At 67.9% G+C, this 13,735-nt stretch carries 15 protein-coding genes; 5 read left to right on the top strand and 10 right to left on the bottom strand.

Annotated features, from left to right (window positions below):
• The first annotated feature begins 65 nt into the window (after positions 1-65).
• Positions 66-848, top strand: coding sequence for a ComF family protein (locus BG90_RS05640; RefSeq protein WP_045568084.1), 783 nt, complete (start codon positions 66-68; stop codon positions 846-848).
• Between the two features lie 61 nt (positions 849-909).
• Complete coding sequence (gene trmL / locus BG90_RS05645; protein ID WP_010113730.1) at positions 910-1,380, top strand: tRNA (uridine(34)/cytosine(34)/5-carboxymethylaminomethyluridine(34)-2'-O)-methyltransferase TrmL; 471 nt, start codon at positions 910-912, stop codon at positions 1,378-1,380.
• Between the two features lie 208 nt (positions 1,381-1,588).
• Here trmL and BG90_RS05650 read toward each other — a convergent pair whose 3' ends face one another.
• The 5 genes from BG90_RS05650 to BG90_RS05670 all read right to left on the bottom strand — a co-directional run bounded on the left by BG90_RS05650 (position 1,589) and on the right by BG90_RS05670 (position 4,548).
• Positions 1,589-2,110, bottom strand: a complete 522-nt coding sequence (locus BG90_RS05650; protein WP_010113729.1) for an O-acetyl-ADP-ribose deacetylase — start codon at positions 2,108-2,110, stop codon at positions 1,589-1,591.
• Between the two features lie 139 nt (positions 2,111-2,249).
• Positions 2,250-3,248, bottom strand: coding sequence for an NAD(P)H-dependent glycerol-3-phosphate dehydrogenase (locus tag BG90_RS05655; protein ID WP_025989630.1), 999 nt, complete (start codon positions 3,246-3,248; stop codon positions 2,250-2,252).
• A 25-nt stretch (positions 3,249-3,273) separates the two neighbouring features.
• The gene (gene secB / locus BG90_RS05660; protein WP_010101430.1) at positions 3,274-3,750 is read right to left on the bottom strand and encodes a protein-export chaperone SecB; all 477 of its coding nucleotides are present in this window, start codon (positions 3,748-3,750) and stop codon (positions 3,274-3,276) included.
• A gap of 118 nt (positions 3,751-3,868) precedes the next feature.
• Complete coding sequence (grxC, locus tag BG90_RS05665; RefSeq protein WP_010101428.1) at positions 3,869-4,129, bottom strand: glutaredoxin 3; 261 nt, start codon at positions 4,127-4,129, stop codon at positions 3,869-3,871.
• 11 nt (positions 4,130-4,140) lie between these two features.
• Positions 4,141-4,548, bottom strand: coding sequence for a rhodanese-like domain-containing protein (locus BG90_RS05670; protein WP_010101426.1), 408 nt, complete (start codon positions 4,546-4,548; stop codon positions 4,141-4,143).
• Positions 4,549-4,682: 134 nt separating this feature from the next.
• Between BG90_RS05670 and gpmA the strand changes: the two genes are divergently transcribed.
• The 3 genes from gpmA (at position 4,683) to BG90_RS05685 (ending at position 8,110) form a co-directional block, all read left to right on the top strand.
• Positions 4,683-5,435 (top strand): 2,3-diphosphoglycerate-dependent phosphoglycerate mutase, encoded by a 753-nt coding sequence (gene gpmA, locus BG90_RS05675; protein WP_010101424.1) that lies wholly within the window; start codon positions 4,683-4,685, stop codon positions 5,433-5,435.
• Positions 5,436-5,654: 219 nt separating this feature from the next.
• Positions 5,655-7,244, top strand: coding sequence for a S41 family peptidase (locus BG90_RS05680; RefSeq protein WP_025989628.1), 1,590 nt, complete (start codon positions 5,655-5,657; stop codon positions 7,242-7,244).
• Between the two features lie 107 nt (positions 7,245-7,351).
• A complete protein-coding gene (locus BG90_RS05685) occupies positions 7,352-8,110 on the top strand; it encodes a HesA/MoeB/ThiF family protein (RefSeq protein ID WP_010101420.1) in 759 nt (252 codons plus the stop codon).
• 206 nt (positions 8,111-8,316) lie between these two features.
• Here the strand turns inward: BG90_RS05685 and ptsP are convergent, their stop codons facing one another.
• From ptsP to gshA, 5 genes are all read right to left on the bottom strand, one after another.
• A complete protein-coding gene (gene ptsP / locus BG90_RS05690) occupies positions 8,317-10,107 on the bottom strand; it encodes a phosphoenolpyruvate--protein phosphotransferase (RefSeq protein ID WP_010101418.1) in 1,791 nt (596 codons plus the stop codon).
• Positions 10,108-10,285: 178 nt separating this feature from the next.
• The gene (locus tag BG90_RS05695; protein ID WP_010101417.1) at positions 10,286-10,555 is read right to left on the bottom strand and encodes an HPr family phosphocarrier protein; all 270 of its coding nucleotides are present in this window, start codon (positions 10,553-10,555) and stop codon (positions 10,286-10,288) included.
• Between the two features lie 76 nt (positions 10,556-10,631).
• Entirely contained in the window at positions 10,632-11,105 is a 474-nt protein-coding gene (locus tag BG90_RS05700) for a PTS sugar transporter subunit IIA (protein WP_010101414.1), read from the bottom strand.
• Between the two features lie 169 nt (positions 11,106-11,274).
• Positions 11,275-12,231, bottom strand: coding sequence for a glutathione synthase (gshB, locus tag BG90_RS05705; protein ID WP_010113719.1), 957 nt, complete (start codon positions 12,229-12,231; stop codon positions 11,275-11,277).
• A gap of 27 nt (positions 12,232-12,258) precedes the next feature.
• The gene (gshA, locus tag BG90_RS05710; protein ID WP_010101412.1) at positions 12,259-13,548 is read right to left on the bottom strand and encodes a glutamate--cysteine ligase; all 1,290 of its coding nucleotides are present in this window, start codon (positions 13,546-13,548) and stop codon (positions 12,259-12,261) included.
• Positions 13,549-13,735 lie beyond the last annotated feature (187 nt).

The raw sequence follows: 13,735 nt of genomic DNA on the forward strand, positions 1-13,735 counted from the left end.
GAGCCCGAAGTATACTCGCTCGCTTCGCGCCCTTCAGCGAAGCGGCCCGTTGCAGGAGCCGAACCATGGCGAATCCCGCCGTATTGCGATGCGGCATACGGGCGGCGGCGGCGCGCCTGTGCATTGTCCTGGCACGTTTTTCCGCTGCTGCGCTGCCGAACCGCTGCGCACTGTGCGGCAATTTGTCACATCGGACAATTTGCGACTGTTGCGACAGCGCGTATTGGAATGAGGCGCGGCTGCGCTGCCCGCGCTGCGCGCTGCCGCTGCCCGGCGCGCGCGGACCGGGCGGCGCGATGCGTCACCGCTACCGCTGCGGCGCGTGCGCCGAGTCGCCGCCGCCGTTCGACGCGACGCTCGCGCTCGCCGATTACCGCGCGCCGCTCGACAGCCTCGCGGTCGACCTGAAGTTCCGCGCGCAGCTCGCGCTCGGCCGCGAATTCGGCGAGCGCCTCGCGCGGCTTGCGGCGGACGCGCTCGACGGCGCGCCGCCGCTCGACGTGATCGCGCCCGTGCCGCTCGCGCGGCGCCGGCTCGTCGAGCGCGGCTACAACCAGGCGTGGACGATCGCGCGGCCGCTCGCGCGCGTGCTGAAGGTGCGCGCCGACGCGACGCTCGCCGCGCGCGTGGCCGACACCGCGCCGCAATCGCGACTCGCGTTCGACGCACGGCGCGCGAACGTCGCGGCGGCGTTCGAGATCGCGCGCCCGGTCGCGGGCCTGCACGTCGGGATCGTCGACGACGTGATGACGTCGGGCGCGACGCTCGACGCGCTCGCACGCAAACTGAAGGAAGCGGGCGCGCGGCGCGTGACGAACTTCGTCGCGCTGCGCACCGCGAAGGATTGACGGTGCGCCGCATCGCGCCGCCCACACGCATTCACACGCTTTTCACCGATCGAATCGAATCATGTTCAACGTCGTTCTCGTCGAGCCCGAAATTCCGCCGAACACCGGCAACGTGATCCGGCTGTGCGCCAACACCGGCGCGCGGCTGCATCTGATCGAGCCGCTCGGCTTCCCGCTCGACGACGCGAAGATGCGCCGCGCGGGACTCGACTATCACGAGTATGCGCAGATGCGCGTCCATCGAGATTGGGATGCGTTCATCGCCGCCGAAGCGCCCGATCCCGCGCACATGTTCGCGTTCACGACGCGCGGCTCGGGACGCTTTCACGATCGCGCGTTCGAGCCGGGAGACTGGTTCGTGTTCGGCGCGGAAACGCGCGGGCTCGCGCCCGAGCTCGTCGAGCGCTTTCCGCCCGAGCAGCGCGTGCGGCTGCCGATGCGCCCGGGCAATCGCAGCCTCAACCTGTCGAATACGGTCGCCGTGGTCGTGTTCGAGGCGTGGCGGCAGGCGGGGTTCGAAGGCGGGGCTTGAGAAAGCGCGCGACGCATCGAGCGGATCGATTCGACCGATCGGGACCGCGGCGAAAAGCTGCGATGAATGTCGCGTTGCGGGCGTCGCTGCCGGTCGCCGGCGAAGGCATCCGGCAAGACAAACGGGCCGGAATCGTTCACGCCGCAACGAACGGCGGGCACCGCGGGAACGAAGAAGGTCGCGTCGACGACAGCGCTCGACGTACCCGTCAAAACCGCGCAAGCTCCGCGCGATAAAGCTCGAGCATCGCGTCGGAAAAGCACGCGAACACGATGCGCTCGAATTTCGCGCCGGCCAGCGCGTCGACCACCGTGCGCACCGCGATCGCAGTCGCATCGTCGGGCGGGAAGCGATACACGCCGCAACTGATCGCGGGAAACGCAAGCGACACGCAACCGGCACCGGCCGCCACCTCGAGCGAGCGCCGGTAGCACGACGCGAGCAGCTCGGGCTCGCCGCGCGCACCGCCGTGCCATACCGGGCCCACCGTGTGGATCACGAACTTCGCGGGCAGCCGGTAGCCGTGCGTGAGCTTCGCGTCGCCCGTCACGCAGCCGCCGAGCGTCGCGCACGCCTTGACGAGTTCGGGCCCCGCCGCGCGATGAATCGCGCCGTCCACGCCGCCGCCGCCCAGCAGCGACTCGTTGGCCGCATTGACGATCGCGTCGAGCGCGAGCGTCGTGATGTCGACGACGCGCGCCTCGACCGACGTCGAACCGATGTTCGGCATGACGTCCTCCATCGAGTTGATCGCGATACGCACAGCGTACGCTCGCTCGGCCCGTGCGCACAGACGCACGAAACCGGGCGCGCAATGCCGCGCGCCCGGTTTCGATTGCCTGATTTGGTTCGATTTGGCTCGCCGGAGCCTATTCGGCCTTCGCGTCCCGGCGCAGCAGGCCGCTCACCGCGTCGCGCGGCGCGACGCCTTCGAACAGCACCGCGCACACCGCTTCGGTGATCGGCATGTCGACCCCGCGCTCGCGCGCGAGCGACAGCACCGCGTGCGCGCACCGCACGCCTTCGGCCACGTGGCCGAGCGCGGCCAGAATGTCGTCGAGCGAACGGCCGGCGGCGAGCTGCAAACCGACGGTCCGGTTGCGCGACAGATCGCCCGTCGCCGTGAGAATCAGGTCGCCCAGGCCCGTGAGGCCGGTGAACGTCTCCGCGCGGCCGCCGAGCGCGACGCCCAGGCGCGACATCTCCGCAAGCCCGCGCGTGATGAGCGCCGCGCGCGCGTTGAGCCCGAGGCCGAGGCCGTCGGCGATGCCCGTCGCGATCGCGAGCACGTTCTTCACCGCGCCGCCGACCTCGACGCCGACGACATCGTCACCGGTGTAGATGCGCATCGCGCCGTGATGGAACGCGGCGAGCGTGCGCTCGCGGCACGCGGCCGACGCGCTCGCGACCGTCAGCGCGACGGGCAGCCCTTGCGCGACTTCGCGTGCGAAGCTCGGCCCGGACAGCACGCCATAGCTGGCGTGATCCGGCAGTGCTTCGCCGACCATCTGATGCGGCAGCAGCCGCGTGTCCGCCTCGAAGCCCTTGCAGACCCAGACGAAGTGCGCGGGCACGCAGCCCGCATCGCGCATCGCGCGGCACAGCGCACGCAGCCCGGCCACGGGCGCGGCGATCACGCAAAGCGCGTCGTCCGCTTGCGCGTGCGACACCGCCGTCGCGAGATCGGCCTCGTAGCGCAGCGCCGGCGGCAGCGCGACGCCGTCCAGGTAGCGGACGTTCTCGCGCCGCGCCGCGAGTTCCGCCACGAGCGCGGCGTCGCGCGCCCAGAGCAGCGTGTCGTGCCGTGCGGCGAGATGCGCCGCGAGCGCGGTACCCCACGCGCCGGCGCCGAGAACAGCGACTTTCATGCTCAGCACCGGTCGTCGTTCGCGCTCAGTTCAGCGTCGTGCCGTTCGGCGCGCCGCCTTGCTGCTGCTGCGAGATTTCCGCGAGACGCTGCTCGTAGAGCGCCTGGAAGTTGATCTCGGCGAGATGGATCGGCGGGAAGCCCGCGCGCGTGATCGAATCGGCGATGTTCGAGCGCAGGTACGGGAACAGGATCGTCGGACATGCGATGCCGCAGAGCGGATCGATCTGCTCGGCCGGGATGTTGCGGATGTCGAAGATGCCTGCCTGCTTCGCCTCGACGAGGAACGCGACCTTCTCGCGCACCTTCGCGGTGACGGTGCCCGCGACGATGATCTCGTAGACGGTGTCGGCGAGGCGCTCGGCCTTCACGTCGACTTCGACTTCAACGGCCGGCATCTCCTGCTCGAGGAAGATCGCAGGCGAATTCGGCTGCTCGAGCGACAGATCCTTCAGGTAGATGCGCTGGATGTTGAAGAACGGTTGGTTTTCGACGTCGGACATGGTGGCTCCCTAAAAATGATTTCGTGGCGGCCGGAACCCTCCGGCACGCCCGGTGTGATCGTGCTTGGACCGCGCGCCGCCCGCAAGACGGCGGTGGAGCGGTTGCTTGGCGCCCTGGTCAGGCGGCTTCGAGGAGCGGCTTCAGGCCGCCTTCGCGGTCGAGCTTCGACAGGTCGTCGTAGCCGCCGACGTGGGTGTCGCCGATGTAGATCTGCGGCACGGTGCGGCGGCCGGTGCGCTCCATCATTTCGGCGCGACGCTCCGGCGCCTTGTCGATCAGCACTTTCTCAACGTGCTCGACGCCGCGCAGCTTGAGCAGCCGCTCGGCCTGGATGCAATACGGGCACACCTGCGTGCTGTACATGACCACTTTGTTCACTTCGCCACTCCTTATTTGACGACCGGCATGCCGGCTTGCTGCCACGCGCTCAGGCCGCCCTGCAGCACGTGGACGTCCTGGTAGCCCGCATCCTCGACGATCTTGCGCGCCTTTTGCGACTGCTGACCGTTCTGGCACACGAGCAGCACGGGCGTGCCCTTGTTCTTTGCGAGCTGGCCGGCCTTCGCCTGCAGCTCGCCGAACTCGACGGAGCGCGCGGACGGCAGATGGCCCGCGCCGTACTCGGCCGCCGGACGCAGATCGACGACGATCGCGTTGCGGCGGTTGATCAGTTGGGTCGCCTCCGCGGCCGACAGGCCGCCGCCTCCGCGCCGCAGCGCGGGCCATGCGAGGAGGCCGCCGGAAACCACCAGGATCGCGATGAGCGCGAGGTTCGTGTAATCGGTGAAGAACGTCACGGAAAATCCGCCGAAAAAGAGAAATCGGAAAGGGCAATCTTGCCATTATAAAATAACCGTCTGACGCGATGTCGCCCCACGAGCCGGGACCGCATCCGCGCTTACCGCTTCCTCACTACCGACCGCAAGCATCTATGTACAAGCTCGTTCTCATCCGCCACGGCGAATCGACCTGGAACAAGGAAAACCGCTTCACCGGCTGGGTCGACGTCGACCTGACCGAACAAGGCAACCGCGAAGCCCGGCAAGCCGGCCAGCTCCTGAAGGAAGCCGGCTACGCGTTCGACATCGCGTACACGTCGGTGCTGAAGCGCGCGATCCGCACGCTCTGGCACGTGCAGGACCAGATGGATCTGATGTACGTGCCCGTCGTCCACTCGTGGCGGCTGAACGAGCGCCACTACGGCGCGCTGTCGGGCCTCAACAAGGCGGAAACGGCCGCGAAGTACGGCGACGAGCAAGTGCTGGTCTGGCGCCGCAGCTACGACACGCCGCCGCCGGCGCTCGAGCCGACCGACGAGCGCGCGCCGTACGCCGATCCGCGCTACGCGAAGGTGCCGCGCGAGCAGTTGCCGCTCACCGAATGCCTGAAGGACACGGTCGCGCGCGTGCTGCCGCTGTGGAACGAATCGATCGCGCCCGCGGTGAAAGCCGGCAAGCAGGTGCTGATCGCCGCGCACGGCAATTCGCTGCGCGCGCTGATCAAGTATCTCGACGGCATCTCCGATGCGGACATCGTCGGCCTGAACATCCCGAACGGCGTGCCGCTCGTCTACGAGCTCGACGAGAGCCTGCGGCCCATCCGGCACTACTACCTCGGCGACCAGGACGCGATCGCGAAGGCGCAGGCCGCCGTCGCGCAGCAGGGTAAGGCAACCGCGGCGTAACGGCCGCGCGGGCGCGGGCGGCGGCGGGTCCGCGCCCGCGCCGCCCCGCCGGCACGGCGCCGCGTGAACCTGTTTCGCGCGGCGCAGTCGGAATCCTGCTGGCGTTCCCCGTTTCGCCCCAATCCACAAGGCATCCGGACGAACAGTTATACTTGACCGTCCTATGACCGTCCCGTTGCTCCCGCGACAGCCACGCGCTTTCCGATCGCACCAGACTCTATGCGTATGAAATTGAAGAACATCGGCCTGATTGCCGCGGGCCTCGCGACCGGCGTCTTCGCGACGCTGCAAATCTCCGCGTCGGCCCAGCAGGCCGTCACGACGGCCGCCGCGCCGCTGCCGCTCGACCAGTTACGCCTGTTCGCCGAAGTGTTCGGGCAGATCAAGCGCGAATACGTCGAGCCCGTCGATGACAAGAAACTGCTGACCGCGGCGATCAAGGGCATGGTGTCGAGCCTCGACCCGCACTCGTCCTATCTCGACAAAACCGATTACCAGGAGTTGCAGGAGCAGACGAAGGGCCGCTTCGCCGGACTCGGCATCGAAATCTCGCAGGAAGACGGCCTCGTCAAGGTGATCTCGCCGATCGAAGACACGCCCGCGTTCCGCGCCGGCATCCGTCCGGGCGACCTGATCACCCGCATCAACGATCGCCCGGTGCGCGGCATGACGCTCGACAAGGCGGTCAAGCAGATGCGCGGCGAACCCGGCACGAAGGTCACGCTGACGATCTTCCGCAAGAGCGACGACCGCACGTTCCCCGTCACGGTCACGCGCGCGTTGATCCGCGTGCAGAGCGTGAAGATGAAGCTGCTCGATCCGGGCTACGCGTACATCCGCATCACGAGCTTCCAGGAGCGCACGACGCCCGATCTCGCCGCGAAGCTGCAGGACATCGCGCGCCAGCAGCCGAACCTGAAGGGCCTGATCCTCGATCTGCGCAACAACGGCGGCGGCCTGCTGCAGAGCGCCGTCGGCGTCGCGGGCGCGTTCCTGCCGCCGGATTCCGTCGTCGTGTCGACGAACGGCCAGATCCCCGATTCGAAGCAGATCTATCGCGACAACTACGAGAACTACCGGCTGCCGTCGTTCGATTCCGACCCGCTGAAGAGCCTGCCGCCCGCCTTCAAGACCGTGCCGATGGTCGTGCTGACGAACGCGTATTCGGCGTCGGCGTCGGAGATCGTCGCGGGCGCGCTGCAGGATGCGCATCGCGCGGTCATCATGGGCAAGGCGACGTTCGGCAAGGGCTCGGTGCAGACGGTCCGGCCGATGACGGCGGACACCGCGCTGCGCCTGACGACCGCGTACTACTACACGCCGAGCGGCCGCTCGATCCAGAACAAGGGCATCCTGCCCGACATTCCGGTCGACCAGTTCGCGGACGGCGATCCGGACGACGTGCTCGTCACACGCGAGGTCGACTACACGAACCACCTCGCGAACACGCAGGATCCGAACGAGAAGAAGGAGCTCGAGGACCGCGAGCAGCGCCGGATGGAGCAGTTGCGCATCCTCGAAGAGCAGAACGACAAGAAGACGCCCGAGCAGCGTCAGAAGGATCGCGAACGCAAGCCGATCGAATTCGGCGGCGCCGACGATTTCATGATGCAGCAGGCGCTCAACAAGCTCGAAGGCAAGCCGGTCGAGCAGTCGAAGATGCTCGTCGCCGAAAGCGCGAAGGGCGCGGCCGACAAGGCGGCTGGCGCGTCGGCGCCGAAGGCCGCGTCGAAGGCGGCCGCGAAGCCCGCGTCGGCGGCCAAGCCCGCATCGGCAGCAAAGCCCGCGTCGGCGCCGCAGCCGCAGTAAGCGCGCGGCACGACGCACGGGCCATCGCGGCAAGCCGCCGCGATGGCCCGTTTTCTTTGCGCGCCTAGAATAATATCGAGACCGTTTCCCCGCCCCGCGGCCCCACGATGAACGACGATCAACTCCTCCGCTATTCCCGCCACATCCTCGTCGAAGAAATCGGCATCGAAGCGCAGCAGCGCTTTCTCGACGCGCATGCGATCGTCGTCGGCGCGGGCGGGCTCGGGTCGCCCGCGGCGATGTATCTCGCGGCGGCGGGCGTCGGCACGATCACGCTCGTCGATGCCGATACCGTCGATCTCACGAACCTGCAGCGGCAGATCCTGCACGTGACGGCGTCGGTCGGCCGCAAGAAGGTCGAATCGGGGCGCGACGCGCTCGCGCAGCTCAATCCCGACGTGAAGGTGAACGCGGTCGCCGAGCGCGTCGACGACGCATGGCTGAACGCGCACGCGCCGCAAGCGAGCGTCGTGCTCGACTGCACCGACAACTTCGCGACGCGCCACGCGATCAACCGCGCGTGCGTCGCGCATCGCGTGCCGCTCGTGTCGGGCGCGGCGCTGCGCTTCGACGGGCAGATCAGCACGTTCGACTTCCGCGATCCGGGCTCGCCGTGCTACGCGTGCGTGTTTCCGGAAGATCAGCCGTTCGAGGAAGTCGCGTGCTCGACGATGGGCGTGTTCGCGCCGACTGTCGGCATCATCGGCGCGATGCAGGCAGCCGAGGCATTGCGCGTGATCGGCGGAATCGGCACGACGCTCGTCGGCAGGCTGATGATGCTCGACTCGCTGCGGATGGAATGGAACACGATGAAGATCGCGCGACAGCCGGATTGCCCGGTGTGCGGCGCGGGGGAATCGCATTGAACGGCGTGGCGGCGCGACGCATCGCCGCGAGCGCGGCCGTTGGCGTTGGCGTTGGCGTTGGCGTTGGCGTTGGCGTTGGCGTAGAAACTTGACACGCGATCGCGCTTTCGAGCGGCCCGCAACGAGCGAGCCGCCCCATTGCGCGCGAACACTTCAGCCCCGGCATCCGCAGACGACGCGCGCGCCCAAGCACACGCGCCGCCCGCTCAAGCCGCGACGTCCGCCCGCGGCTCGGCGCTCGCGAGCCGCGTGAGCGCCGCCTGCACTTCCTCCGGCTCGAACGCCGCGAGCACGTCCGCGGTCGGCTTCTCGAGCGCCTTCAGATGCGCGCGCAGGATCTCCTGCTTCACGACGAGCAACTGGCTCGGATGCATCGAGAACTCGGTGAGCCCCATGCCGAGCAGCAGGCGCGTCAACGCCGGATCGCCCGCCATCTCACCGCACACCGACACCGGCACGCCCGCGCGCTTCGCCTCGCGCAGCGTGAACGCGATCAGATGCAGCACCGCCGGATGCAGCGGATCGTACAGATGCGCGACCGCGTTGTCCGCGCGGTCGATCGCGAGCGTGTACTGGATCAGATCGTTGGTGCCGATCGACAGGAAATCGACGCGCTTCAAGAACAGCGGCAGTGCGATCGCCGCAGCCGGAATCTCGATCATCGCGCCGACGCGCACGTTCGGATCGTACGCGAGCCCCGCCGCGTCGAGCTGCCGCTTCGCCTCGCTGATGAGGTCGAGCGTCTGGTCGATCTCCTGCGCGTGCGCGAGCATCGGCACCAGGATCTTGACCTGGCCGAACGCCGACGCGCGCAGGATCGCGCGCAGCTGCGTCAGGAACATCTGCGGCTCCGACAGGCTCCAGCGGATCGCGCGCAAGCCGAGCGCCGGGTTCGGCGCGGTCTCGTAGCCTTCGTCGTGCGTGTCGAGCGGCTTGTCCGCGCCGACGTCGATCGTGCGGATCGTGACGGGCATCCCGCGCATCAGCTCGACCGCGCGCTTGTACGCGGCGAACTGCTCCTCTTCCTCCGGCATCCGGTTCTTGCTCATGAACAGGAACTCCGAGCGGAACAGGCCGACGCCCACCGCGCCCGCGTCGACGGCAGCCTTCGCGTCGTCGGGCAGCTCGATGTTCGCGAGCAAATCGATCTTCGCGCCGCAGAGCGTTTGCGCGGGCGAGAACTTCAGCCGCTGCAGCTTGCGCTGCTCGAGCGCCTTTTCCGATTGCCGGTACGAGTATTCCTCGAGCACGATCGGCGCGGGATCGACGATCACGATCCCCTGGTCGCCGTCGACGATGATGAGATCGTCCTGGCGGATCAGCGCGCTCGCGTGCTGGACGCCGACCGCGGCCGGAATGCCGAGGCTGCGCGCGACGATCGCCGTGTGCGACGTGCGTCCGCCCAAGTCGGTGACGAACGCCTGGAACGACTGCGTCTTGAACTGCATCATGTCGGCGGGCGCGATGTCGTGCGCGACGACGATCATCTCGTCGCGGCCGTTGCCCGCGGCCCGGTCGAGCGCCTGCGCGGCGGACGGCGCGCCCGCGAGCGCCTTCAGCACCCGCTCGACGACCTGCTCGATGTCGGCCTTGCGCTCGCGCAGGTATTCGTCCTCGATGTCGTCGAAGTGGCTGGCGAGCACGTCGAGCTGCTCGGTCAGCGCCCATTCGACGTTGTAGCGGCGCGCGCGGATGAGGTCGATGGTTTCCTGCACGAGCAGCGCGTCGCCGAGGATCATCGCGTGCACGTCGATGAACGCGGCGACTTCGGTCGGCGTCTCGTCGGTCAAATCGGCGCGCAGCGCATCGAGCTCGCCGCGCACCGCTTCGAGCGCCGCGCGGAAGCGCTCGATCTCGGCCTCGATCCGCTCGGCCTCGATCAGATAATGGGCGACGTCGAGCGCCGCCGGCGCGATCAGATATGCTCGTCCGATCGCGATGCCTCTTGAAACGGGAATCCCATGCAGCGTGAAGGACACGCGCACCTCCTTGATCACGTGAGCCGCGGCGCACCGCTGCGATGCGCTTATGACCCCGACGGTCGATTATAAATTCCGCACGCCCCTCGTGACTGCGTGCGGTGCAGCATCGCTGCGCGATGTCACGTGACAAAAAAAATGCCGCGACGTTGCGCGGCATCCTCGCTGGATAGCGGAACGGCATGCCGCCGTGGCGTTACTGCCCTTCGCCGAATTTGTCGGCAATCAATTTGAGGAGCGCGTCCATCGCCTCCCGCTCGTCCGGCCCTTCGGTCTCGATCGTCACCGTGCTGCCGATGCCCGCCGCGAGCATCATGACGCCCATGATGCTCTTCGCGTTGATCCGGCGACCGTTGCGCGTCATCCAGACTTCCGACTGAAAATTGCCCGCGAGCTGCGTGAGCTTGGCCGACGCGCGCGCATGGAGCCCCAATTTGTTCACGATGGTCGTTTCTTGTTGAAGCATGGTGTTCCGATGAGGTCAAAACGGACTGCGGCCGGCCTACCGGCCGCACGGGGGTGATGCGAATCGGGGCGTCGGCTCAGTGCGGCTGGGTCTGTGCTTTCGGCTCCGGCGGAATCGGCGCGCACTCGCCGCAGCCGAGCGCGCTCGGCCGTGGCGGCGGCGTGCCGGCCGCGATCTCGTGGATGCCCTTCGTCGAGCCGGCGAGCGCCTTGTCGACGAGCGTGTCGAGCGGCGTCGTCCGGTAGCAGACCGCGCGCACGAGCATCGGCAGATTGACGCCTGCGAGCACCCGGACGCCTTCGATCTTCGCGAGCTGCCCCGCGATGTTCGCGGGCGTCGCGCCGTACATGTCGGTCAGCACGAGCGTGCCGTTTTCTTCCTTCAGGCGCGCGAGTTCCGCGTGCGCGAAAGCCATGACCTGGACCGGATCATTGTCCGCCTGCACGTCGATACAGCCGATGCGCGCGGGCAACCCGCCGTAGATGTGCGCGATGCAGTCCCGCAAAGCGGTAGCGAGCGGCGCGTGCGCGATGATGAGAATGCCTGCCATGTCAGCCTTGCAACGTGTTCGGCCCGACCGCCGGGCCTGACGCACGGAAAACCGTGCCGGGCGAGCGGGCATTGTAGCAGGCCAGTCGGACCCGTCCGGCCGGGCTTCCCTGTCCGGTCGAACCGATCCGGCGGCGGGGGCCTGCGCAGCCGCCGCCGGGTCGCGCGCGTCAGCCGACCGCGCACTCCAATGCGTCGACGAACATGCCGGCGACGTCGTATCCAGTCTGCTCCATGATTTCGCGAAAGCAAGTCGGGCTCGTGACGTTCACCTCGGTCAGCCAGTCGCCGATCACGTCGAGTCCGACGAGCAGCAGGCCGCGCGCCGCGAGCACCGGGCCGAGCGTCGCCGCGATCTCGCGGTCGCGCTCGGTGAGCGGCTGCGCGACGCCGACGCCGCCCGCCGCGAGATTGCCGCGCACCTCGTTGCCCTGCGGAATCCGCGCGAGCGAATACGGCACCGGCTCGCCGTCGATCAGCAGAATCCGCTTGTCGCCGGCTTTGATCTCCGGGATGAACTTCTGCACCATCACCGAGCGCGCACCGTCGTGGCTCAGCATTTCGATGATCGAGCCCAGGTTCATGCCGTCCGGCTTCACGCGGAACACGCCCATCCCGCCCATGCCGTCGAGCGGCTTCAGGATCACGTCGCCGTGCTCGGCGTGGAACGCGCGCAGCCGCGCGGCGTCGCGCGTGACGAGCGACGGCGAGACGAACTGCGCAAACTCGCCGATCGCGAGCTTCTCGGAATGATCGCGGATCGTCTGCGGCTTGTTGAACACGCGCGCGCCCGCGCGCTCGGCGAGCTCGAGCAGCCATGTCGACGTCACGTACTCCATGTCGAACGGCGGATCCTTGCGCATCAGGATCGCGCCGAACGACGGCAGCGCGCGCGACTCGTGCGCGCGCGCCTCGTACCAGCGATCGCGATGCAGATCGGCCGTGTCGCCGACGATCGTCACGCGGCGCACGTCGGCCTCGACGCCCGCGACCGTCCACGCAAGCTGGTTCGGCTCGCACGCGTACACCGCATGCCCGCGCCGCGCCGCCTCGGCCATCATCGCGTAGGTCGAGTCCTTGTAGATCTTGAAGCGGTCGAGCGGGTCGGCGATAAAGAGAATGTCCATGCGAGTCCTGATGCTAAAAGGGATGCGTCACACCTGGATCGCTTCCGGGTCGGTCTTCTCGAGCTCGACCGACGACGCGAGCAGCCCGAGCCGTGCGACGACGCCATACATGTAGAAGCGGTTCGGCGGCGCCGCGCCGGGCTTCGCGTGCGTGTCCGGCAGCGCCGTGTGCTCGAAGCCGAGCGGCACGTAGTGCATGCCGGGCGCGTTCAGATTCTGGTCGCGTTCGCGCGCGCCGTGTGTGCGGTAGAACCCGCCCACCACGTAGCGGTCGATCATGTAGACGACGGGCTCGGCCACTTCGTCGCCGATCCGCTCGAACGTGTAGACGCCTTCCTGCACGATCACGTCGCGCACCGGCACGCCCGCCTTCGATTCGGCCATCTGCGCGCGCTCGTGCTTCGTCATCCGGCCGATCTCGGACGCGTCGTGCACGGTCATCACGCCGCGCCCCGCCGTGCCCGCATCCGCCTTCACGACGACGTACGGCTTCTCGCCGATCCCGTATTCGCGATACTTGCGCGCGATCTTCTTGAGCACCGCGTCGATCGCGTCGGCGAGCGCTTCGCCGCCGTCGCCCTCGTGCCAGTCGACGCCTTCGACGTGCGCGAAATACGGATTGAGCATCCACGGATCGACGCCGACCATCTTCGCGAACTTCTTCGCGACGTCGTCATAGCAGGAAAAGTGCGTCGACTTGCGGCGCACCGCCCAGCCGGCATGCAGCGGCGGCAGCAGATACTGCTCGTGCAGGTTCTCGAGCACGCTCGGGATGCCCGCCGACAGATCGTTGTTGAGCAGGATCGAGCACGGATCGAAGTTCTTGAGGCCGAGCCGGCGCGGCGTGCGCTCGAGCGGCTCGAGCACGATCTTCTGGCCGTCGGCGAGCGTGATCGGCGTGACGTCGGAGATGCTCGGATCGAGCGAGCCGAAGCGCACGTTCAGCCCCGCCTGACGCATGATCGTGGCGAGGCGCGCGACGTTCTCGAGATAGAACGCGTTGCGCGTCGGCAGCTCGGGGATCACGAGCAGATTCTTCGCGTCCGGGCAGATCTTCTCGATCGCGGCCATCGCCGCCTGCACGGCGAGCGGCAGCACTTCGGGCGGCAGGTTGTTGAACGCGCCAGGAAACAGATTCGCGTCGACGGGCGCGAGCTTGAAGCCAGCGTTGCGCAGATCGACCGAACAATAGAACGGCGGCGTGTGTTCCTGCCATTCGAGCCTGAACCAGCGTTCGATCGCAGGCGTGGCGTCGAGGATCTTCCGCTCGAGCTCGAGCAGCGGGCCGTTTAACGCCGTAACGAGATGGGGAACCATGTGTAACTCGCGGACGGGAGAAAAAAGATTGTAGAGCAATTGCCCGTCGCATTTGGGGATTGTTCCCGCAATCGCAAGGATTTACCGAATGTTTGTCGCTATTGACCCGATAGCCTGAAGGGTCAACGAATCCGGCCCGCGCCGGGGCGGGCGTCGGAGTCGGCAGGAGCCGGCATGCGACGCCCGG

It is taken from the genome of Burkholderia oklahomensis C6786 (assembly GCF_000959365.1).
Lineage (GTDB): Bacteria > Pseudomonadota > Gammaproteobacteria > Burkholderiales > Burkholderiaceae > Burkholderia > Burkholderia oklahomensis.